Below are 21,587 nucleotides of genomic sequence, written 5' to 3' on the forward strand. Positions count from 1 at the left end.
ACTGCAGGGGGGACCCTGTGGGAGAGTAGGACGCCGCCGAACTATTATTGACGGGAAACCCCCGCACCCTTGTGGTGCGGGGGTTTTCTGCGTTCCAGGCCCCCGCAAGTTCCAGGCCCCCGCAAGGGGGCTTTTCTGCGTTTAGGGTCGAGTTATGCGATACGACCTGGTCATCTTCGACAATGACGGCGTCCTTGTGGACAGCGAGCCGCTCTCCAACACCATCCTTGCCGCCTATTTGACGGAGCTCGGCCACCCCACCACGTATGAGGACTCCCTGCGTGACTACATGGGGGCCGCCGTCCATCGCGTACACGACCTTGTTCTTGAGCGCAGTGGGCAGCGGTTGCCCGAGGATTTTGATGAGACCTTCCACGCTCGTGTCTTCGCCGCCTTCGAGCGGGAGCTCGAACCTGTGGCGGGGGCCGTCGGCGTACTGGAGAAGCTGGTGGCCGACGGAATGCCGTACTGCCTGGCCTCGTCCGGGAGCCATGAGCGGATCCGGGTCGGGCATCGGCGGACCGGGCTCGATCGGTGGTTCGACGACGATCGGATCTTCAGCTCCGAGGACGTGGGGCGGGGGAAGCCGGCGCCGGATCTCTTTCTGTACGCCGCCGAGCGGATGGGAGTGGTGCCCGAGAAGTGTGTGGTGGTCGAGGACAGCCCGCTGGGGGTGCGGGCCGCTGTGGCGGCGGGGATGGATGTTCTTGGGTTCACCGCCATGATGCCGGCGGAGCGGCTCTCGGGGGCCACTGAACTCTTCGGGGACATGGGGGAGTTGGCTGACCTGCTCGTATGACGGGGGCCTGGGGTCCGGGCTGACATTTGTCACTGCCAGGTCCGGACGATCGTTTCTGTCGGCCGATGGGTGGTCGCGGCGAAGCTGAGTACGTCGAGAACGAACGGGACGCACACAGTGACAGAGCCGACGGAGGACCGATCACCATGAGCCAGCTCGCCGCCACCGCCACCACCAGCACCGCCACCAGTACGACGGACACAGCAGCCGCCCGGCAGTCGCGCTGGGAGTCGCTGAAGCCGCTCGTGCTCGACGCGGTGGTGCCCACAGCCTCGTACTACCTGCTCAGCAAGGGGTTCGGTATGGGCACGATGGCGGCGCTCGCCTGGAGCAGTGTGGTGCCCGCGGGGCGGACGGCGTGGAGTGTGGTCAAGGAGCGGCGGGTCAACGGGCTCGCGGCGCTCATCCTGACCGCGAACCTCGTCGGGCTGCTGCTCAGTCTGCTCGCCGGTGACCCGCGCCTGATGCTCGCCAAGGACAGCGGGATCACCGCGACGATCGGTATCGCCATCCTGCTGTCCGTGGGCGCCGGGCGGCCGTTGATGACCGCCGGGCTCAAGCCCTGGGTCACCAAGGGGAATGCGGCGCGGACCGCGGTGTGGGAGCGGTTGATCGCCGAGCGTGGGCGGTTCGCGCGGCTGGAGCGGATGTTCTCGGTGATGTGGGGCGTGGCGCTGTTCGGTGAGGCCGTGGCGCGGGTCCTGGGGGCCTACACGCTGCCCGTCGACACCATGGTGTGGCTCGGTGGCGCGATCGCCGGGGTCACCATCACGGTGACGTTCCTGATGAGCGGTCGCCTGGTCGTCGGCCCGATGGAGGAGATGGTGAGTGAGGAGGTCACCGCGCTCGGGCGGTGACGGGGGCCTGCCTCGCGCCTGGCGTGCGGGGGAGGCGCAGGAAATTGAAGGGGTGATCTATCTACCCACCGGTAGTCAGGGGTCCTACGCTCAGCAGCCATGACAGATGAGCTGCGGCGCGGCAGGGCCTCTTTGGCGTTCAGCTTCCTGGTGCAGGGCGTCACCTTCGCGTTGCTGGTGACACGGATCCCCGCCCTTCAGGATCAGTACGGGATATCCGACGGCCTGCTGCCCGTCTTCCTGGCCGCGGTGCCGATCCTCGCGGGCGTCGGGAGCGTGGGTACGGAGTGGCTGGTCAAGCGGGTGCCGCCCAGCCGTGTGCTGCGGTGGGCGCAGCCCGTGGTGCTCCTGGCGCTGCTCGGGGTCGGCGCGGGCGACGCGCTGTGGCAAGTGGCTGTGGCGCTCGGAATGTTCGGGCTTTCGGTGGGGGCGCTCGACGCCTCCATGAACATGCTCGGGGTGAGTCTGCAGCGGACGTACGGGCGCAGCATCATGCTGGGGTTTCACGCGGCGTACAGCCTGGGCGGGATCGCGGGGGCCTCGCTCGCGTGGGCGGGGGCGCACTGGGATCTTTCGCTCTTCGTGTCGTATCTGCCGGTGGTCGTGGTGCTCCTTCCGACGGCGTTGGTGGGGAGTCGGTGGTACGTCGATGCCGGGTCCGGCGTCGAGGGCGGTGACGGCAAGGACGGCAGTGACGGCGGTGCGGGGCAGGGCGGGACCGTGGTCTTCAAGTTGCTTCTGCCGCTCTGCCTGGTGATGACCTTCGCGTACATCGGGGATTCGACGGTCTCCAACTGGAGTGCGAAGTATCTGCAGGACGTGCTCGGGAGTTCGGAGGAGGTCTCGACCGTCCCGTACAACGTCTACATGGTCATGACCCTGCTGGGGCGGGGTCTCGGGGACCTGGGCGTGCGGCGGTTCGGGGCCGTGGCGGTGGTGCGGGTCGGGTCGGTGGTGGCCGCTCTCGGGTTCGCGGTCGTGGCGGTGGCGCCCGGGGCGTGGACCGGGATTCTGGGCTTCACGGTGCTCGGGCTCGGTCTCTGTGTGATCGTTCCGCAGACCTTCGCCGCGGCGGGGCGGCTCTTTCCCGGGGCGTCGGACGCCGCTGTCGCGCGGCTCAATGTCTTCAACTACGTGGGGTTCCTGATCGGGTCGCCGCTCGTGGGCGCGCTGGGGGACGTCTGGAACTACCGCGCGGCGATGCTCGTCCCCATGGTCCTGGTGCTCATGACCTTGTTGTACGCCCGGTCTTTCGCTCCGGGAGCGGACCGATACGGTGACGGGCATGAGCGGCCGCGCACAGCTGATGTGGGACGAGGCAGTAACGGGCTATGACTTCGGTCCTGAGCACCCCATGGACCCGGTCAGGCTCGCGCTGACCAGAAGTCTGGTCGGGGCCTTCGGGCTCGACCGGGATCTCGACGTGGTCGCGGCCAAGCGTGCCGGTGACTCGACGCTGCGGCTCGTGCATCGCGAGGACTATGTGGAGGCGGTCAGGGCCGCGTCCGTCGATCCGGCGTCGGCGGACGGCAGGTACGGCCTGGGGACCGTTGATGATCCCGCCTTCGCGGGGATGCACGAGGTGTCGGCGCTGATCGCCGGGCAGTCGGTGGGAGCGGCCGAGGCGGTGTGGCGCGGGGAAGCGCTGCACGCGGTGAACTTCGCGGGTGGACTGCACCACGCGATGCCGGGGTCCGCATCGGGGTTCTGTATCTACAACGACGCCGCGCTGGCCATCGCGCGGCTGCTCGAACTGGGCGCCGAGCGGGTCGCGTACGTGGATGTGGATGTGCACCACGGGGACGGGGTGCAGGCGGCCTTCTGGGAGGATCCGCGGGTTCTGACGATTTCGCTGCATGAGCATCCGCGGACGCTGTTTCCGCAGACCGGGTGGCCCGAGGAGACGGGTGCGGCCTCCGTGGCGGAGGGGTCGGCCGTCAACGTCGCGCTGCCGGCGGGGACGGGGGACGCGGGGTGGCTGCGGGCGTTCCACGCTGTGGTGCCCGAGCTGCTCGCGGACTTCCAGCCGCAGGTGCTCGTCTCGCAGCACGGGGCCGATACGCACTTCGAGGACCCGCTCGCTCACCTTGCCGTCTCGCTCGATGCGCAGCGGTCCGTGCAGGTGGCCTGCCATGAGTTGGCGCACTCGTACGCCGATGGGCGGTGGGTCGCGTTGGGCGGGGGTGGCTATGCCGTGGTGGATGTGGTCCCGAGATCGTGGACGCATCTGACCGCTATCGCCGCGGGGCGGGAGGTTCTGCCTTCGGCGGACATCCCCGAGGCCTGGCGGCAGGAAGTCTTCGCGCGTACGCGGCAGTTGGCGCCTGTGCGGATGAGTGACGGCAGGTGGCCTGTCACCTGGGCGGACTGGTCCGAGGGGTACGACCCCGCGGATCGCCTTGATCAGGCGGTGGTCGCCGCTCGGCGGTCCGCCTTCCCGCTGCGGGGTCTGTTGCCGTAGAGGGCTGGGCGGGCCCTGCGGGGGACGGCCGTGCACCCGTTAGGCCAACTGTGGGTGGTTTCCGGGGTTTTGGGGGTGCGCGCCCGACCGATGCGTCAGCATCGAGCCCGTGTTGAGCACCGGAGCATTGCGTGCGCATCTGTTGGCCGCCCGGCTTGCCGGGCCCGTGGCCACCACGCGGGAGGAGAGCCTGCGGAGCTATCGGCTCTTCGCGGCCCGGGATCCGCGGATACTGCTCGGGCTCGATCCCGAGTGGAGCTGGGGCTGCGGTGACTTGTTGGGGCTCATGGCGGACAAGTGCGGGGTGTCGGCTGACCCGCGGCACACCCAGGGGGCCGATGTCATCGACCCCGAGCGGACGTTGGCGGCGCTCGACGCCTACGCCGAGAGGCTCGCGGACGCGGCCCGAAGGCGGCTTCCCGTGCTCTTCGGGACGGGGCATCCGCACCGGCTACTCGGCTTCTACGCCGCTCTGGCGGACGCTTTGTCGGCGGCGGGGTGCACTGTCCTCACCCCTGCGCAGGGCAACAGTGTCGACATAACGACCCGGTTCGGCCTACGCACGTACAACCTTGACTACGTACAGGGAGTCGCGCTGGTGCGGGAACCCGGCGCACGTCCGACCGGGAGTGAGACCGGCGCACACACCCACTCCCCACTCCCGGTTCGAGCCGCGCTCGCGGCTGCCGCGGAGGCTGAGGGACCGCTTCCCGAACTCGTCATCGGGGACCACGGATGGGTGTGCGGGGCAGGTCAGCTGGGGTTCGAGGCGATCGGTCTGGCGGATACGGATGATCCCGCGCTGTTCGTCGGAGAGGCCGAGGGGCAGGTGTCCGTCGTCGTTCCGCTTGATGACGCTGTGCGGTCTGATTACTACCGACCGCTTACTCGCTATGTACTCAATCGAGCGTGTCTGTCACAGTAGGCGGCCGATCGCTACTCCTCTTCCCCACTCGCATCATCCGCCCCTAGTCTGGGGAGTGAGCGCGCAGAGACGAAGAGTCACCGGAAGGGGAAGCCGGTGCCCGTCACATGTGCGGAAGGTTCAGGTGGGGTGTCATGGCTGCAGACCAGAGGCCGCTGAACGAGGTTCAGTTCTTGACCGTGGCGGAAGTCGCCTCGGTGATGCGAGTGTCCAAGATGACCGTGTACCGCTTGGTGCACAGTGGTCATCTGCCCGCCATCCGGGTCGGAAGGTCCTTCCGGGTACCGGAGCAGGCGGTTCATGAGTACCTCCGCGAGTCCTATGTAGGAGTCGAGGCGGGCTGATCGGAGCCGATCGATCCCCCTCGATTACGTCCCTCACCCGGGGGCGGGTAGGCTAGGGCCGACGTAGGTCGTGTGGGCCCAGACAGCTGCCCCGCACCGAGTGATGAGAAGTGAGCGAGGGTAGTCGTGGGCTCTGTTATCAAGAAGCGGCGTAAGCGGATGGCCAAGAAGAAGCACCGCAAGCTGCTGAAGCGCACCCGCGTTCAGCGTCGTAACAAGAAGTAAGCGACAGCTGGATCGCGTGTCCCGAAACCCTCCCGTCATCCGACGGGAGGGTTTCGGTGTTTTCGGGGTACTCGCCGTGGTGTCTTCCGGCCGGTTTTCGGGCCGTGCCGGACCGCTCGGGGGCTTGTTTCGAACGTACGCTCTGGGCAGGATGTGCGTCCCGATCCGGTGTACGTCCTGGTCTGGGCATAGGGCCAGGTCCGTGCGCGTGTGTCGTGGCTGTCGTCACTTCCTGCATCGGGCGGTCATCACAGCGCAACATCGACCCGCTAGCGTGTGCCGGGAGGGACATGATGGGGCGCGGCAGGACTTCGAGGGCTGGGGAAGGCAGGCGCTGATCTTGGGCAAGGTCGTGCTCGTGACCGGGGTGGCCCGACAACTGGGCGGGCGGTTCGTCCGACGCGTGCTGCGGGACCCCGAGGTCGACCGGGTGGTCGCCGTCGACGCGGTCCCGCCCGAGCATCACCTGGGCGGCGCCGACTTCGTCCAGGCGGACATCCGGCAGCCCGCGATCGCCAAGGTGCTCGCCGAGTTCTCCGTCGACACGGTCGTGCACATGGACGTCACGGGCACCGCGCTGGCCGGCGGAAACCGCGGCTCGCTCAAGGAGACCAACGTCATCGGCACGATGCAGCTGCTCGGCGCCTGCCAGAAGTCGCCGACGGTCAGGCGGCTCGTGGTGAAGTCGAGCACCAACGTGTACGGCTCCGCGCCGCGCGACCCCGCGGTCTTCACCGAGACGACGCCGCCGAAGTCGCTGCCCAGCGGTGGCTTCGCCAAGGACACCGTCGAGGTCGAGGGCTACGTACGCGGATTCGCGCGCCGCCGCCCGGACGTGGCGGTCTGCGTGCTGCGCTTCGCGAACATCCTGGGGCCCGCAGCGGACTCCCCGCTCGCCGAGTACTTCTCGCTGCCGGTCCTGCCGACGGTTTTCGGCTACGACCCTCGGTTGCAGTTCGTGCACGAGGACGACGCGATCGAGGTCCTGTGCCTCGGGGCGCGCGACCCGGAGCGCGGGACGCTCAACAGCGGCACGTTCAACATCGCGGGTGACGGTCTGCTGCTGCTCTCGCAGTGCTCGCGGCGCCTGGGGCGGCCGACGCTGCCGGTGTTCATGCCCGCGGTCACCTGGGTCGGCCAGGCGCTGCGCACCCTGGGCATGACGGACTTCTCGCCCGAGCAGATCAGGCTGCTCACCCACGGCCGGGTCGTGGCCACCCGGCAGATGCGCGAGACACTGGGCTTCAGCCCCAAGTACACGACCGCGGAGACCTTCGCGGATTTCGTACGCAGTCGGGGTCCGGGACTTCTGCCGCCGCAGGCCGTCGCGGGGGCCATCGACCGGATCGCCACGCTGCCCTTCGCGGGCAACCAGAGCGCCAACTGAGGAGAGCGTCAACGATGGCGGACGCCAAGGTCATTCCGTTCGATGACGACCGGTCGCGCGCGGGTACGCAGCGCCCGGCGCGGCGCAGGGGCGCGGCCCGGCGCAAGAACGATCCGGCAGCCGTGCGTGAGGTCACGGCCATGCCGGGCCAGCAGAACGGGGATCCGCAGGTGGAGAGGGCCGAGCCGCAGGCTTCGCGGCAGGGGGCTGCCGGGACGGGGGCGGGCGTCGGGGCCGTACCGGAGCCGCGGGACGGTGGCGGTGGCCTGGAGCGGCGTATCGCGGGTGGCCTCGCGTTTCTGCGGCGGCGGCTCACGGGTGACTACGAGGTCGACGACTTCGGTTACGACGAGGAGCTCACCGACCAGGTCCTGATGTCCCTTTTCCGGCCGCTGTACGACAAGTACTTCCGCGTCGAGGTGAAGGGCATCGAGAACATCCCGTCGGACGGCGGGGCGCTGATCGTCTCCAACCACTCCGGGACGTTGCCGCTCGACGGCCTGATGACGCAGGTCGCCGTGCACGACAACCACCCCGAGGGGCGGCATCTGCGGCTGCTCGCGGCGGACCTCGTCTTCATGCTGCCGGTGGTCAATGAGCTGGCGCGCAAGGCGGGGCACACGCTGGCGTGCGCGGAGGATGCCGAGCGGCTGCTCGCGCGGGGTGAGCTGGTCGGGGTGATGCCGGAGGGGTTCAAGGGCATCGGGAAGCCGTTCAGCGAGCGCTACAAGTTGCAGCGGTTCGGGCGGGGTGGGTTCGTCTCCACCGCGTTGCGGGCGGGGACGCCGATCGTGCCCTGCTCGATCGTGGGGGCGGAGGAGATCTACCCCATGATCGGGAACGCGAAGACGTTGGCGCGGGTGCTCGGTATCCCGTACTTCCCGATCACGCCTACGTTCCCGTGGCTCGGGCCGCTCGGGGCGTTGCCGCTGCCCACGAAGTGGACGATTCAGTTCGGGGAGCCGATTCCCACGGACGGGTATCCGCCGGAGGCGGCCGAGGACCCGATGCTGATGTTCAACCTGACCGATCAGGTGCGGGAGCAGATTCAGCACACGCTGTACAAGCTGCTCGTGCAGCGGCGGTCCGTGTTCTTCTGAAGACCCCGCTGCTCAAACGCCGGAGGGGCTGAAAATCAGCCCCTCCGGCGTTTGAGCACCAGCTGGTCAGCTGGTTACTTCGCGTCCTCTTCGTCGATCCCCAAGCCCGGCAGCAGGCCGGGAAGGATCGGCGGCACGGTGACGTCCGGCTTGGCCGGTGGGGTCTCCTTGCCCGATGTGTCGCCGTCCGACGGGCTGCTCGGGGTCGTGTCGGACTTCGGGGGGTCCAGGAGGCCGCCCGTGTTGCCGCCGAGCAAGCCGTCGCTCTCGCCCTTGTCCGGTGCCGACGGGCGGGGCTCGCCCTTGTCGGCCCTCTTGCCGTCCCTCGGGGACGAGTCCGGTGCCGAGGGGCTGTCCGGGGTCGAGGAGCCGGAGGAGTCCGACTTGCTCGGCCGGCCGGGGGCGTCGCCCTTCTCCGGGGTGCGGGGGAAGAGGGAGCGGAGGGGGTCCACTTCCTGGTCCATCGCGTCGAAGACAGAGTTCACCTGCTCGCCCACGTCGCCGAGCTGGACGGGCAGCCTGCTCTGCAGGTCGCGCCAGCTTCTGCGGTGCGACTCCGAGAAGGCGGACAGGGTCTGCATGGGGCCGAGCGAACCATCCCGCTCATACGCCTCGTGCAGCAGACGGTGGCCTTCCGTGGCGTCGTGCCGCATGCCCGAGAGGGCGCGCCTGATCTCGCCGAGGGATTCGTGGTCGAGGTCGCCGGAGCGGCCGCGCTCCATGAGCCGACGGGCTTCGTTCAGGCGCGTCGAGGCGTGGTCGAGATAGATCCCGCCCTTGTCGCTCTCGCCGTCGGCCATGCCGAGCTTGAGGTCCTCCATGCCGCGCTTCAGGCCGTACAGCGAATCGCCCGGCAGCGCGTCGGAGCTGGCCGCGGCCACTCCGCTGAACGCCCCTGCGGCCACACCGACGGTGAGCCCGCCCGCGGCGATGCCCTTCGAAAGTCTGGAGCGTGGCTTCAGTTTGCGCAGTCCCGTGGCCCGGTGGGCACCCTTGCGGGACCGCTGTTCGGGCACCGAGGTGCCGATGGTCCCAGCGCCCGCGGCCGTGCCCTCGAGGAGCATGGCTTCCATGGCGGCTACGAGCTGGGCCCGCTGGACCACTTTGACCTCGGGATCCAGCTCCGGCTTCGGCAGCTCGCCGAGTCCGGTCGCGAGGGTCAGCATCCGGTCCGAGGCCGTCTGTTCGGACGGCCCGGAATCGGATGTGACGGAACCTTCGGACTGCTCGGCCGCCGGGGCCTGGTCGGATCGCTCCTCCAGGTCCTGGGCGAAGGCGTTCGCCCGCCGGTGTGCCGATACGTTCGCGATCACTGGCGGCACCTCCTCTCGTCATGACGATCGACTCCCCAGGGGGTCCTGAGGGTTGCACGACCTGAGCACTTCCACACGATCGAGTGAGCGGAGGTGTTCAGGGGCGACCACAGGGAGCCTGCATCCCGCACAACGAGCGTCGCGGCACTTGGGTTACGGACGGAGGATGATCGGACCGCCCTAATTCCGTGACGGCCATCTGGCCGCCACGGAGGGTGAGTTGAAGACTCCGCACGGCTACAGAGGGCTATCGGCGGTGCGCGGCGCTAGCGCGCGTCGTCCGGCAGGAGCCGGGCCAGCGTGCGGACCGCGCGGTACTGGAGGGTCTTGATCGCGCCCTCGTTCTTGCCCATCACGCGAGCGGTCTCGGCGACCGAGAGGCCTTGCAGGAAGCGCAGGGTCACGCACTCCTGCTGCTGGGGGTTGAGGCGGCGCACGGCGTCAAGCAGTGCGGCGTTCGAGAGGGACTCCAGGACGGAGTCCTCGGGGCTGCGCTCGACCTCGTTGGCGTCGAGCATTTCGCCGGTGGTCACTTCGAGGCGGAAACGGCTCGACTTGAAGTGGTCGGCGACCAGGTTGCGGGCGATCGTGACAAGCCAGGCGCCGAAGTCGCGGCCCTGCCAGGTGAACGTGCTGATGCGGCGCAGGGCGCGCAGAAAGGTCTCGCTCGTGAGGTCTTCGGCGGTCGCTTTGCCGCCGACGCGGTAGTAGATGTAGCGGTAGACCGTGTCGCTGTACTGGTCGTAGAGACGGCCGAAGGCGTCGGACTCGCCCGCTTGGGCGCGTTCGACGAGGTCCATCATGCGGGCGCTGTCGCTGTCCGCGGCGGGACGGCGGTGGGTGGGGGTTGAGGTGGCGGCAGAGGCGGAACGGGCCCGTCTGCTGACCGCCGCGCCGCTGTCCGCCAGGGCATAGACGGGCCCGGCGGGTGTGGGGACGGCAAATGCGGGGACGGCGGGGCCGGCGTACGCGGTGGGGACGAAGCCGCGCAAGCGGTCAGCGACCGTTGCGCGCAGCGTAGCCAGGCCCGAGGCGTCAACCCCGACGTGTGGGTACACGGGACTCCCAGAGGCAGAGCTTCCATCACGTGCAGTGCGGAACCGTTCACCCGTCGTAGCGACGCGTGGGGTCCGTAATGCGTCTGAGGAGAATAACGCTTCGTACAGGCAGCACTACACCCAGTTGCTTAAATCGCCGATTACGTCGCTTCTGTAGCCGGTCGATGCCCGTTCAAGTAGCGGACGGTGATCGGTTGTTGATCGAAATGGTTCACATTCCGGCTATGCGCGAGGCGTGTTGTGGTCGGGTGCTACCAACGTGACTGGCGGGAGCCCGGGCGGGGTAGGACCGAGAGAATGTTCAGTGGCGGCGGCGGTGCAGGGCGATGGCCGCGGCCGTACCGCCCGCGAGCGCGCCCACACCCGCGGCGGCCGGGATGCCCACCTTGGCGGCCTTGCGGCCGGTGCGGTAGTCCCGCAGGCGCCAGTCCCGCTCGCGTGCGTGCTTGCGCAGTTTGGCGTCAGGATTGATCGCGTAGGGATGCCCGACGAGCGAGAGCATCGGGATGTCGTTGTGCGAATCGCTGTACGCCGCACAGCGGGCCAGGTCCAGGCCCTCGCCCGAGGCGAGCGCGCGGACCGCCTCGGCCTTCGCCGGGCCGTGCAGGGGTTCGCCGACGAGCTTTCCCGTATAGACGCCGTCCACGGACTCGGCGACCGTGCCGAGCGCGCCGGTCAGGCCGAGGCGCCGGGCGATGATCGTCGCCGTCTCCACCGGGGCGGCCGTGACCAGCCAGACCTTCTGGCCCGCGTCGAGGTGGGCCTGGGCCAGGGCGCGCGTGCCCGGCCAGATGCGCTCGGCCATGTACTCGTCGTAGATCTCCTCGCCGATGGACATCAGCTCGGCGACGCGGTGGCCCTTGACGATGGACAGGGCGCTGTCGCGGGCGTCCTGCATGTGCTCGGGGTCCTCGACACCGGCCAGCCTGAACCACGCCTGCTGCCAGGCGAACCGGGCCAGCTCCTGGCGCTCGAAGAACTTCCGCTTGTAGAGGCCGCGGCCGAAGTGGAAGATCGCGGCGCCCTGCATCACGGTGTTGTCGAGGTCGAAGAAGGCCGCGGCCTTGTCGTCGCCGACGACGGGGAACTCGGGCTCCTCCGGTTCCTCGGGCGCGGACTCCGCCGCCAGATCGTCCAGTGCCTCCAGTTCCTGGGAGGACTTGCGCGCTGCCTCAGCCGAGGCCTCGCCTGCCAACACGCTCCGCGCGGTGGCGGAGCGCCTACGGGGGGTGAGCCATCCGAGAGCGGCCATGTCGTGAGCATAGCTAGTTCGTTCGGTCGATCCGGAGTCGGCAGGATTCGACGCTGTGAACTCTCCGCGACCGCACCGTTAAACAGGCGGGTACTCGGGCCGGTGCTCGGCGGGTACTCAGGCGGCCCGTGCGGCGCGTCGAGGGGGCGAGAATGGAGTCATGAGCCCGATTTTTCGCCGTACGGAGAAGAAGAAGCCCCAGGACCGGACGGTCACCTTGATCGGTAAGCCCGGCTGCCATCTGTGTGATGACGCACAGCTGGTGATCGAGAAGGTCTGCGGCGACCTCGGAGTCCCCTGGGAGAAGAAGGACATCACGCGGGACGAAGAACTCAACCGCGCCTACTGGGAACAGATTCCGGTGGTTCTGGTGGACGGTGAGCAGCACACGTTCTGGCGCGTGGACGAAGATCGACTGCGCCGCGCGCTCGCTCCGTAGTCCGAATCGAGACTGATCGAGACTGACTGAGTAGTCCAAGTGGCCCGAATGGTCCCTTAGGATCGTGGGCGGTTTGGTCTCGGGGGCGATGATCGTGAGGAGAGTGTGCGGTTTTGCCCCCTTCAACTGAGCAATGCTGCCACCTGCGCGCCGGTTCCCGGGGAGTGCGTCGGGGGCGCGTGACCCCGGTCACGTTGGCCGGGCAAATCGGACACCATCTTTGTGCACGCGTTCACAAAGACATAGCCTGCAGGGGACGGGGCGGTCTGGGGACGTGTGACCGCCTGCAGCCCCGCTCTACCCGCAGGAGCACCGTGGCAACTGGCCGAACTCACCGACCGGCGACCCGCAGCCGAGGGATTCCCGAGGCCACCGTCGCCAGGCTTCCGCTGTACCTCCGAGCCCTCACCGCTCTGTCGGAGCGCTCGGTGCCCACGGTCTCCTCCGAGGAGCTCGCGGCCGCCGCGGGGGTCAACTCCGCGAAGCTGCGCAAGGACTTCTCCTACCTCGGTTCCTACGGGACGCGCGGTGTCGGCTACGACGTCGAGTACCTCGTCTACCAGATCTCACGCGAGCTCGGCCTGACCCAGGACTGGCCCGTGGTGATCGTCGGTATCGGTAATCTCGGTGCGGCTCTTGCCAATTACGGCGGGTTCGCCTCGCGCGGCTTCCGTGTCGCCGCGCTGATCGACGCCGACCCGGCGATGGCGGGCACGCCCGTCGCGGGGATGCCGGTGCAGCACACGGACGACCTCGAGAAGATCATCAGTGACAACGGCGTCTCCATCGGCGTCATCTCGACCCCGGCGGGCGCCGCCCAGCAGGTCTGCGAGCGGCTCGTCGCCGCCGGTGTGACCTCGATCCTGAACTTCGCGCCCACCGTTCTCTCCGTGCCCGACGGCGTCGACGTACGCAAGGTGGACCTCTCCATCGAGCTGCAGATCCTCGCCTTCCACGAGCAGCGCAAGGCCGGTGAGGAAGCGGCGGCCGACGAGGCCGTGGCGCCCGTCGCCGCCAAGCAGCAGCGGAAAGGACCCGACGGGGACGTCCCCGCCGTGATGCCGGCATGAGTCTTCTCGTCGTAGGGCTGAGTCACCGCAGCGCTCCGGTGAGCGTGCTCGAGCGGGCCGCCCTCGCCGCCGACGCACAGGCCAAGCTCCTGCAGGACACCCTCGCGGCCGAGCCCGCGGCCGAAGCGGCCGTGCTCGCCACCTGCAACCGCATCGAGCTGTACGCCGACGTGGACAAGTTCCACGCGGGCGTCGCCGAGCTGTCGACCCTGCTCGCGCAGCACAGCGGTGTGGGCCTCGAAGAGCTCACCCCTTATCTCTACGTCCATTACGAGGACCGGGCCGTCCACCACCTCTTCTCGGTGGCCTGCGGCCTGGACTCGATGGTCGTCGGCGAGGGGCAGATCCTCGGCCAGATCAAGGACGCCCTCGCGCGCTCCCAGGAGCTGCACACCGCCGGGCGCCTCCTCAACGACCTCTTCCAGCAGGCCCTGCGGGTCGGCAAGCGCGCGCACTCGGAGACCGGCATCGACCGGGCCGGGCAGTCGCTCGTGACCTTCGGGCTCGAACAGCTCGCCGGGCGCGAACCCGTCGAGACGTGGGCCAAGGGCAAGCGCGCCCTGGTCATCGGCGCCGGATCCATGTCCTCGCTCGCCGCGGCCACGCTCGCGCGGGCCGGGGTCCACGAGGTCGTCGTCGCCAACCGCACGCTCGACCGGGCGCACCGCCTCGCGGAGATCCTCTCCGAAGGAGGCACGGGCACCATCGCGCGCGCCGTGCCGATGGACGAGGTGACGGCCGAACTGACACGTGCAGATGTCGCCGTGTCCTGCACCGGCGCCACGGGTCTCGTCCTGACCGCCGACGCCGTCGCGGCCGCCGTCGAGGACCGTGCGGGCGTGCCCGTCGGGGTGGGCGCACCGCGCGTACCGGCGACAGGTTCTTCGTCCGCCTCCGCTGCGTACGACACCGCCCCCGACACCGAAGAGGCGTGTCCGCTCGGGCTCTCCGGCGACGGAACCGCCGTACCCCGCGGGGTCGGGTTCTCCGTCATGGGCGAGGACGCCGTCGCCGGGATGGACGCCGCGACGCTGGAGCAGCACGCCGCCTGGGTGGACAACGCACCGGCCGAGCGCCGTGACGACCCCCAGAGCGAGGCCGACACCATCGCCGCGCTCGCCGCGGCCGTGGCCGCCGGCGGGCGGATGCCCGAGCGCCGCCGCGGCCCCTCGATCGTCGAGACGGGCCACGTCTTGCTCGCCCTGCTCGACCTGGCGATGCCCCGTGACATCGACGGCGCCGCGCACCGTATCGACGGCGTACGCCTCGTCGACATCGAGTCGCTCGCCGACGCCTCCGCCGACGCCCCGATGGCCGACGACGTGGAGCAGGTCCGCGGACTCGTCTCCGACGAGGTCGCCGCCTTCGGTGCCGCGCAGCGGGCCGCGCACATCACGCCGACCGTGGTCGCCCTGCGCACCATGGCCGCCGACGTCGTCGCGAACGAGATCGCGCGGCTCGACGGACGGCTCCCCGGACTTGCCGAGAAGGAGCGCGCGGAGATCACCCAGACCGTCCGCCGCGTCGTCGACAAGCTGCTTCACGCGCCCACCGTGCGGGTCAAGCAGCTGGCGGGCGAGCCCGGCGGCGCCGGGTACGCGGACGCGCTGCGCACCCTCTTCGACCTCGACCCGCAGACGGTCGCCGCCGTCAGCAGGGCCGACAAGCTCAATGACTCCGACTCCACCGATCAGAACGCACCGCAGAACGCACAGCAAACAGACCCGAAACGAGGCCGGGCATGACCGAGAGGGCACTCAGGCTCGGGACACGGCGCAGCAAGCTGGCCATGGCCCAGTCCGGGCAGGTGGCCGACACAGTGAGCCGCGTGACCGGCCGCGCCGTAGAGCTCGTGGAGATCACGACGTACGGCGATACGTCCCGTGAGCAGCTGGCACAGATCGGCGGCACCGGCGTCTTCGTGACCGCCCTGCGCGACGCGCTGCTCGGCGGTGAGGTCGACTTCGCCGTGCACTCGCTGAAGGACCTGCCGACCGCGCAGCCGGACGACCTGGCCCTGGCCGCGGTGCCGCTGCGCGAGGACCCCCGCGACGTACTCATCGCGCGCGACGGGATGACGTTCCCGGAGCTGCCGAGCGGCGCGCGCATCGGCACGGGTTCGCCCCGCCGCATGGCGCAGCTCAACGCCTACGCGCGCAACCACGGGCTCGCCATAGAGACCGTGCCGATCCGCGGGAACATCGACACCCGCATCGGATTCGTGCGCAAGGGTGAGCTCGACGCCGTCGTGCTCGCCGCCGCCGGACTTCACCGCGTCGGCAGGATCGACGAGGTGACCGACTTCCTGTCGGTCGACACAGTTCTGCCCGCCCCCGGCCAGGGGGCACTGGCGATCGAATGTGCCGCGTCCAACGCGTCACTGACCGCCGCGCTCGCCGAGCTCGACGACCCGTACACCCGGGCCGCCGTGACCGCCGAGCGATCCCTGCTCGCCGCCCTGGAGGCCGGCTGCAGCGCACCTGTGGGAGCGCTGGCCGACCTGTTGGCCGACGGGCAGATTGTCAAGGAGATGCGCCTGCGCGGCGTCGTCGGGGCAACCGACGGCTCGACGCTGGTGCAGCTGTCCACCACCGGTCCCGTGCCCGAGACGCATGACCAAGCCTTGGCGCTCGGCCGTGAACTCGCTGCCGAGATGCTTGCCAAGGGCGCGGCCGGTCTGATGGGGGAGCGAGCACTTTGAGCCCCACCTCGAACCTTCCCGGCCTTCCCGCACACGGGCACGTCACCTTCCTGGGTGCCGGACCCGGAGATCCGGGACTACTAACGCTGCGCGCCGTAGAGGCGCTGGCCCGAGCGGACGTGTTGATCGCCGAGCCTGATGTGCTCGACGTCGTACGCGCGCATGCCAAGGGAGGTGTGGACACACCTCAGCCAGGGGCAGTTGACGGCGCGTCAGCGATCGCTGAAGCGTCGGCGTTGCGAGCCGCCACCAATCTTGTCATGGAGGCGGCACGGGGTGGCAGGCGGGTCGTACGTGCCGTCAGCGGCGACGTCGGCCTCGACACCTACGCCGCCGAGGAGATGCTCGCCTGCGCCGCGGAGGGCATTTCCTTCGAAGTCGTGCCCGGCATCGCGGCGGCGGTCGGTGTACCCGCCTACGCGGGTGTTCCGCTGCGCGACGCCCAGGGCACGGACGTGCGTTTCATCGACGCGCGCACCGCGTCCGACCGCTGCTGGAGCGAGGTGGGGGCGTCCGACGGGACCCTGGTCGTGTCGACCGCCCTGGACTCCGTGGCGTCGGCAGCCGGTGAACTGGTGTCCTGCGGGCGCAAGCCCGACACCCCGCTGACGGTGACCGCCGCCGGTACGACGACACGTCAGCGCACGTGGACGGCGACCCTGGGAACCATCGCGCAGGTACTCAAGCAGGCGAAGGTCCTCCCGTCGCCCGACGGGGGCCAGCCCGTCATAGCCGTGGTCGGCGAGCGGTCCGCGGCGGCCCAGCGCGACCAGCTCTCGTGGTTCGAGTCGAAGCCGCTCTTCGGCTGGCGGGTGCTCGTTCCGCGTACGAAGGAGCAGGCGGCCTCGCTCTCCGACCAGCTGAGCTCCTACGGGGCGGTGCCTCACGAGGTGCCGACCATCGCCGTGGAGCCGCCTCGCACGCCCCAGCAGATGGAGCGCGCGGTCAAGGGACTCGTCACGGGTCGCTACGAGTGGATCGCCTTCACCAGCGTGAACGCCGTCAAGGCCGTACGCGAGAAGTTCGAGGAGTACGGGCTCGACGCGCGTGCCTTCGCCGGGATCAAGGTCGCGGCGGTGGGCGAGCAGACGGCCGCGGCGCTGATCGCCTTCGGCGTGAAGCCCGACCTGGTGCCCAGCGGTGAGCAGTCGGCCGCGGGTCTCCTGGAGGACTGGCCGCCGTACGACCCCGTCTTCGACCCGATCGACCGGGTCTTCCTGCCGAGGGCCGACATCGCCACGGAGACGCTGGTCGCCGGGCTCATCGATCTCGGGTGGGAGGTCGACGACGTGACCGCCTACCGGACGGTGCGCGCGTCGCCGCCCCCGGCGGACACGCGTGAGGCGATCAAGGGCGGCGGCTTCGACGCCGTGCTCTTCACGTCGTCGTCGACCGTGCGCAACCTCGTCGGCATCGCGGGCAAGCCGCACAACGTGACCGTCATCGCGTGCATCGGCCCCGCCACCGCCAAGACCGCGGAGGAGCACGGGCTCCGGGTGGACGTGATGGCTCCGGAGCCTTCCGTCCACAAGCTTGCCGAGGCGTTGGCCGAGTTCGGTACGCGGCGCAGACTCTCCGCCCTGGAGGCGGGGGACCCTGTCACCAGGCCGAGCGAGCGGCGGCCCGGGTCGCGGCGCAGGCGTACGGCACCCTGAAGGGTCCGGCATCGTTGAGCTAGTTGCTCCCTGGCCCCGGCTGAGATCCTTCAGCCGGGGCCGGAATCTTTCGTGAGGTGAGAGAGACAGTGACCAAGTACGGATCGTTCCCCGGGTCGCGGCCCCGTCGGCTGCGTACCACGCCCGCCATGCGGCGCATGGTCGCCCAGACGCGGCTGCACCCCGCTGACCTGATCCTGCCCGCGTTCGTGCGCGAGGGAATCAGCGCGCCCGTGGAGATCGGCGCCATGCCCGGCGTCGTCCAGCACACCCGCGACAGCCTGAAGAAGGCCGCCGTCGAGGCGATGGAGGCCGGGGTCTCCGGGATCATGCTCTTCGGAGTGCCGGAGGAGGAGAAGAAGGACGCTGCCGGGACCGTCGGCACCGATCCGGACGGGATTCTCCAGCTCGCCCTGCGCGACGTGCGCGCCGAGGTGGGCGACGACCTCATCGTCATGTCCGACCTGTGTCTGGACGAGTTCACCGACCACGGCCACTGCGGTGTCCTCGACTCCCAGGGGCGCGTAGACAACGACGCCACCCTGGAGCGGTACGCCGAGATGGCGCAGGTCCAGGCCGACGCGGGCGCCCATGTGGTGGGGCCGAGCGGCATGATGGACGGTCAGGTCGGCGTCATCAGGGATGCGTTGGACCAGGCCGGGCACGAGGACGTCTCCGTGCTCGCCTACACGGTGAAGTACTCGTCCGCCTTCTTCGGCCCCTTCCGTGAGGCCGTCGGTTCGTCCCTGAAGGGAGACCGCAAGACGTACCAGCAGGACCCGGCCAACACCCGGGAGTCCATGCGGGAGCTGGCGCTCGACCTCGAAGAGGGCGCCGACATGGTGATGGTGAAGCCCGCGGGGCCCTACCTGGACATCCTCGCGCGGGTCGCCGACGCCGTGGACGTGCCGGTGGCGGCGTACCAGATCTCCGGTGAGTACTCGATGATCGAGGCCGCCGCCGAGCGCGGCTGGATCGACCGGGACCAGGCGATCATGGAGTCGCTCACCGGCATCAAGCGTGCGGGCGCGAACATGATCCTCACGTACTGGGCCACCGAGGTGGCGCGGCGGCTCTGAGGCTCTGACCGGGGTGCCAGTTCGGCTTCCGGTTTGACCTCAAGTTTGATTGAGGTTGCAGGGTGGTGTGCGTAGACGTTCCCACGTCCCGACGTTCCGACGTTCTGAGGAGCACGCCATGCACGCTGTCGTCCTGCACCAGTTCGGGCCCGCCGAGAACCTGACGTACGAGACCTGGCCCGACCCCGTCGCGGGGCCGGGCCAGGTGCGTATCGCCGTGCGGGCGGCGGGAGTTCACTTCATCGAGACCGTCATGCGGCGGGGTGCGGCCAGTGGCATGGCGCCGCCGCTGCCCGAGCTGCCCTCCGTCCTGGGCGGGGAGGTCGCCGGGGTCGTCGACGCGGTGGGCCCCGGCGTGGATCCCGCGTGGCTGGGGCGGGCCGTCGTGACCCCGCGCAGTGCGCCCGGCGGGTACGCCGAGCTCGCGGTGGCCGAGGTCGCGCAGCTGCACGAGGTGCCGGACGGCCTCGGATTCGAGACCGCCGTGACCATGGTGATGACCGGGGCGACGGCCATGGGGCTCCTGGACTCCGCTCGACTCACCTCCGACGACGTGGTGCTGGTGACGTCCGCCGCCGGTGGCGTCGGACGGCTCGTGGTGCAGTACGCCGTCGCGCTCGGGGCGGTCGTGGTCGGAGCCGCCGGTGGGGCCGACAAGGTCGAGGCCGTCTGGGGACTCGACGCCGATCTCGCCGTCGACTACAACGAGCCCGGTTGGGCGGACGTCGTGCGCGAACGGCTCGGCGGGCGGCAGGTGAGCGTCGTGCTCGACGGAGTGGGCGGGGAGAAGTCCGCCGCCGCGTTCGGACTCATCGGTCAGGGCGGGCGTCACGTGGTCATCGGCTGGTCCTCGCAGGAAGGGTTCGAGCCGGACGCGGATGTGGTGGAGGAGCGTGGAATCACCGTCACCAACGCGCTGCGACGGCTGATCGAGCGGCCCGAGGACGGGCCCGAGCGCGAGCGGCGGGCCCTGGAGGCGGCAGCCAAGGGGGAGTTGGTCCCCGCGGTGCAGACGTTCCCGCTGGCCCAGGCGGCTCGGGCCCATGCGGCGATGGAGCGGCGCGAGACCACGGGGAAGGTCGTGCTCGTGCCGTAGTCCGTGCGGTTCCCCACGGTGGTGGGGTGGCCCGCCTCGATGAGCGCGGTGGCGAGCGCGCTGCCATGGGACCGGGTTCCGGTGTCCCAGGCAGGTGTTCCAGGGAGGTGGGATCCGCGCAGGTCAGAGGGGTGGAAGTGTTCCAGCGTTCCAGATCGGCCGAGGTTCCTTGTACGGGTCGGACCGGGGCTGGTTCGCTCTTGGCCGTGCCGCAGCGGCACGCCGTTCGAACCACGCTCTTTCCTGATCCTCGGGGGCTCCTCTCTCATGAAGTTCACGCGCACCACGACCCGTTCGATCCTCGCCGGTATCTCCCTCGTCGGTGCGCTCACGCTCACCGCGTGCAACGGCGATGACGGCACCGGGGTGAGGGAGTCCTCGTCCTCGGCCGCGTCCGAGTCGTCGTCGGGCGGTGGTTCGGAGCAGGGCGGCGGTTCGGAGCAGGGTGGCGACGAGGGCTCCGGCTCCAGCTCGGGCGCGGGGGCCTCCGCCGGGGGCGGCTCCGACGAGAGCGGCAAGCTCGGCAAGTGCCGCGCCGACGATCTGGACATCACGGCGCAGGACAGCACCATCGACGGCGACACCGACGGCACCGTCGCGGTGACGCTGACGAACGGCAGCGGCGAGGAGTGCGCGATCTCGGGGTACGCGGGCGTCGACCTGAAGACCAGCGAGGGCGATCTGTCCGCGAAGCGCACCGGTGAGCAGCCCACCCCGGGCACCCTCAAGGACGGCGAGTCGGTGTCCTTCGGCGTCAACTACCCGATGAACGACTCGGGCGGCTCCGGCGTCAGCGTCACGAGCCTGGTGGTGACCCCGCCGGACGACACGAAGTCCGTCACCCTCGAATGGCCGGGCGCCAAGACTCTGCCCGTCACCGACGGCGCGGGCTCCCCGGTCAAGGTCGGCCCGATCGGAAGCGCAGGCCAGGGCGGGGAGAGCTGACCCGGCCTGACCCGACCCGGCCTGACCTGACCCTGATCCGTTCCTGACCTGACTCCCTCCAGCTGCTCCCGGCCTCGTTGTGCCCCCGCACGAGGCCGGGAGCGTTTGTCGTTCCCGGGATGATTCCCGGCGTCCCGGCCCCGGCCCCGGACCTGGCCTCGCGCTCAGCGGTCCCTGCTCACCACATCAGCGCGTCCGACGCCGACGTCTGCCAGTACGTGACGAACGCCGAGTCGTCCACGTACACACCGCCCGCCGGCAGCTTGGCCGCCGCCGTGCCGCCCGCGCCGCCGTTCATCCCGCGGTTGGAGAAGAGGACGCCCAGCTTGTCGGCCTGGTAGCCGTTCGAGCCCTCCGGCGACGACGTGGCGATGCCCGCGTACGCGCTCTGGCCCGGCTCCAGCGTGACGACCGCCTGCGGCACGCTGTCATCCAGCCACGCCGTGGCGGACTGCGCCTCGTCGAAGCGGAGGTACGGGGCGCCGTACGCGTAACACGTCTTCGTGCCCGTGTTCTTGGCCTTCAGGAGCAGGTGGTTGATGGGGCTGCTCACCTGCTCGACGGTCACCTTGGTGGTGGCGGCGGTGCAGGTGACCGGCGCCGACTTGGCTGCGGGCGTCGCGGCCGACGCGGTGCTGCCGAGCGCGGTGAGTGCGAGAGCGGCGGTGAGGGCCGCGGCGGCGGCGGTGGCCTTGGTGGTGAGTCGCATGGCTTGTCTCTTTCGGTGTGACGCGGGAGACGTGAGTCGCGCCCAAAGGCTCCCGGATGGGGCGTGCTTGGATGACCCAGAGCTTGTGCGGGGTTCTGTCCCGGCGGCCAGTGCGGCACGGCAGTGGGGGACGTTGGAACGTTCCTACGGCTGTGGTCTGCGAAGAATCCGT

Annotated in this window: 21 protein-coding genes; 17 read left to right on the forward strand and 4 right to left on the reverse strand. The window is 69.7% G+C overall.

Annotated features, from left to right (window positions below):
* Positions 1-154: 154 nt before the first annotated feature.
* From ACZ5CR_RS42660 to ACZ5CR_RS42700, 9 genes are all read left to right on the forward strand, one after another.
* Entirely contained in the window at positions 155-799 is a 645-nt protein-coding gene (locus ACZ5CR_RS42660; protein WP_468868321.1) for an HAD family hydrolase, read from the forward strand.
* A 146-nt stretch (positions 800-945) separates the two neighbouring features.
* Entirely contained in the window at positions 946-1,656 is a 711-nt protein-coding gene (locus tag ACZ5CR_RS42665) for a VC0807 family protein (RefSeq protein WP_468868324.1), read from the forward strand.
* A gap of 99 nt (positions 1,657-1,755) precedes the next feature.
* A complete protein-coding gene (locus ACZ5CR_RS42670; protein WP_468868330.1) occupies positions 1,756-2,991 on the forward strand; it encodes an MFS transporter in 1,236 nt (411 codons plus the stop codon).
* Positions 2,942-4,117: an acetoin utilization protein AcuC gene (locus ACZ5CR_RS42675; protein WP_468868332.1), complete on the forward strand. Its 1,176-nt coding sequence runs from the start codon at positions 2,942-2,944 to the stop codon at positions 4,115-4,117. The genes ACZ5CR_RS42670 and ACZ5CR_RS42675 overlap by 50 nt, the downstream gene beginning before the upstream one ends.
* Positions 4,118-4,226: 109 nt before the next feature.
* Positions 4,227-5,042, forward strand: a complete 816-nt coding sequence (locus ACZ5CR_RS42680; RefSeq protein WP_468868336.1) for a phosphatase — start codon at positions 4,227-4,229, stop codon at positions 5,040-5,042.
* A 134-nt stretch (positions 5,043-5,176) separates the two neighbouring features.
* On the forward strand, positions 5,177-5,386 hold the full coding sequence (locus tag ACZ5CR_RS42685) for a helix-turn-helix domain-containing protein (protein ID WP_157869005.1): 210 nt from the start codon (positions 5,177-5,179) through the stop codon (positions 5,384-5,386).
* Between the two features lie 126 nt (positions 5,387-5,512).
* The gene (locus tag ACZ5CR_RS42690) at positions 5,513-5,611 is read left to right on the forward strand and encodes a 30S ribosomal protein bS22 (RefSeq protein WP_003948845.1); all 99 of its coding nucleotides are present in this window, start codon (positions 5,513-5,515) and stop codon (positions 5,609-5,611) included.
* A 340-nt stretch (positions 5,612-5,951) separates the two neighbouring features.
* On the forward strand, positions 5,952-6,998 hold the full coding sequence (locus ACZ5CR_RS42695; protein ID WP_468868339.1) for an NAD-dependent epimerase/dehydratase family protein: 1,047 nt from the start codon (positions 5,952-5,954) through the stop codon (positions 6,996-6,998).
* Between the two features lie 14 nt (positions 6,999-7,012).
* The gene (locus ACZ5CR_RS42700) at positions 7,013-8,098 is read left to right on the forward strand and encodes a lysophospholipid acyltransferase family protein (RefSeq protein ID WP_468868342.1); all 1,086 of its coding nucleotides are present in this window, start codon (positions 7,013-7,015) and stop codon (positions 8,096-8,098) included.
* 74 nt (positions 8,099-8,172) lie between these two features.
* On the opposite strand, the gene ACZ5CR_RS42705 is transcribed toward ACZ5CR_RS42700, so the two are convergent.
* The 3 genes from ACZ5CR_RS42705 to ACZ5CR_RS42715 form a co-directional block, all read right to left on the reverse strand.
* Entirely contained in the window at positions 8,173-9,411 is a 1,239-nt protein-coding gene (locus ACZ5CR_RS42705) for a DUF5667 domain-containing protein (RefSeq protein ID WP_468868346.1), read from the reverse strand.
* A 266-nt stretch (positions 9,412-9,677) separates the two neighbouring features.
* Positions 9,678-10,469 (reverse strand): ECF subfamily RNA polymerase sigma factor, BldN family, encoded by a 792-nt coding sequence (locus ACZ5CR_RS42710; protein ID WP_389912780.1) that lies wholly within the window; start codon positions 10,467-10,469, stop codon positions 9,678-9,680.
* Positions 10,470-10,770: 301 nt separating this feature from the next.
* A complete protein-coding gene (locus tag ACZ5CR_RS42715) occupies positions 10,771-11,721 on the reverse strand; it encodes an HAD family hydrolase (protein WP_389912777.1) in 951 nt (316 codons plus the stop codon).
* A 160-nt stretch (positions 11,722-11,881) separates the two neighbouring features.
* Between ACZ5CR_RS42715 and ACZ5CR_RS42720 the strand changes: the two genes are divergently transcribed.
* From ACZ5CR_RS42720 to ACZ5CR_RS42755, 8 genes are all read left to right on the forward strand, one after another.
* Positions 11,882-12,160, forward strand: coding sequence for a glutaredoxin family protein (locus tag ACZ5CR_RS42720; protein ID WP_468868349.1), 279 nt, complete (start codon positions 11,882-11,884; stop codon positions 12,158-12,160).
* 314 nt (positions 12,161-12,474) lie between these two features.
* The gene (locus ACZ5CR_RS42725; RefSeq protein ID WP_468868351.1) at positions 12,475-13,230 is read left to right on the forward strand and encodes a redox-sensing transcriptional repressor Rex; all 756 of its coding nucleotides are present in this window, start codon (positions 12,475-12,477) and stop codon (positions 13,228-13,230) included.
* Positions 13,227-14,975: a glutamyl-tRNA reductase gene (locus ACZ5CR_RS42730; protein WP_468868354.1), complete on the forward strand. Its 1,749-nt coding sequence runs from the start codon at positions 13,227-13,229 to the stop codon at positions 14,973-14,975. The genes ACZ5CR_RS42725 and ACZ5CR_RS42730 overlap by 4 nt, the downstream gene beginning before the upstream one ends.
* Positions 14,972-15,931 (forward strand): hydroxymethylbilane synthase, encoded by a 960-nt coding sequence (gene hemC, locus ACZ5CR_RS42735; RefSeq protein ID WP_468868356.1) that lies wholly within the window; start codon positions 14,972-14,974, stop codon positions 15,929-15,931. Before ACZ5CR_RS42730 ends, hemC begins: the two co-directional genes overlap by 4 nt.
* Entirely contained in the window at positions 15,928-17,586 is a 1,659-nt protein-coding gene (locus ACZ5CR_RS42740) for a bifunctional uroporphyrinogen-III C-methyltransferase/uroporphyrinogen-III synthase (protein WP_468868358.1), read from the forward strand. The genes hemC and ACZ5CR_RS42740 overlap by 4 nt, the downstream gene beginning before the upstream one ends.
* Positions 17,587-17,675: 89 nt before the next feature.
* Positions 17,676-18,665: a porphobilinogen synthase gene (hemB, locus tag ACZ5CR_RS42745; protein WP_468868359.1), complete on the forward strand. Its 990-nt coding sequence runs from the start codon at positions 17,676-17,678 to the stop codon at positions 18,663-18,665.
* Positions 18,666-18,783: 118 nt separating this feature from the next.
* Positions 18,784-19,761, forward strand: coding sequence for a zinc-binding dehydrogenase (locus ACZ5CR_RS42750; RefSeq protein ID WP_468868361.1), 978 nt, complete (start codon positions 18,784-18,786; stop codon positions 19,759-19,761).
* 267 nt (positions 19,762-20,028) lie between these two features.
* Positions 20,029-20,706, forward strand: a complete 678-nt coding sequence (locus tag ACZ5CR_RS42755; protein WP_468868364.1) for a DUF4232 domain-containing protein — start codon at positions 20,029-20,031, stop codon at positions 20,704-20,706.
* Between the two features lie 178 nt (positions 20,707-20,884).
* On the opposite strand, the gene ACZ5CR_RS42760 is transcribed toward ACZ5CR_RS42755, so the two are convergent.
* Positions 20,885-21,415, reverse strand: coding sequence for a DUF4232 domain-containing protein (locus ACZ5CR_RS42760; protein ID WP_468868367.1), 531 nt, complete (start codon positions 21,413-21,415; stop codon positions 20,885-20,887).
* Positions 21,416-21,587: the final 172 nt, after the last annotated feature.

The organism is Streptomyces sp. NPDC031274, from assembly GCF_055570235.1.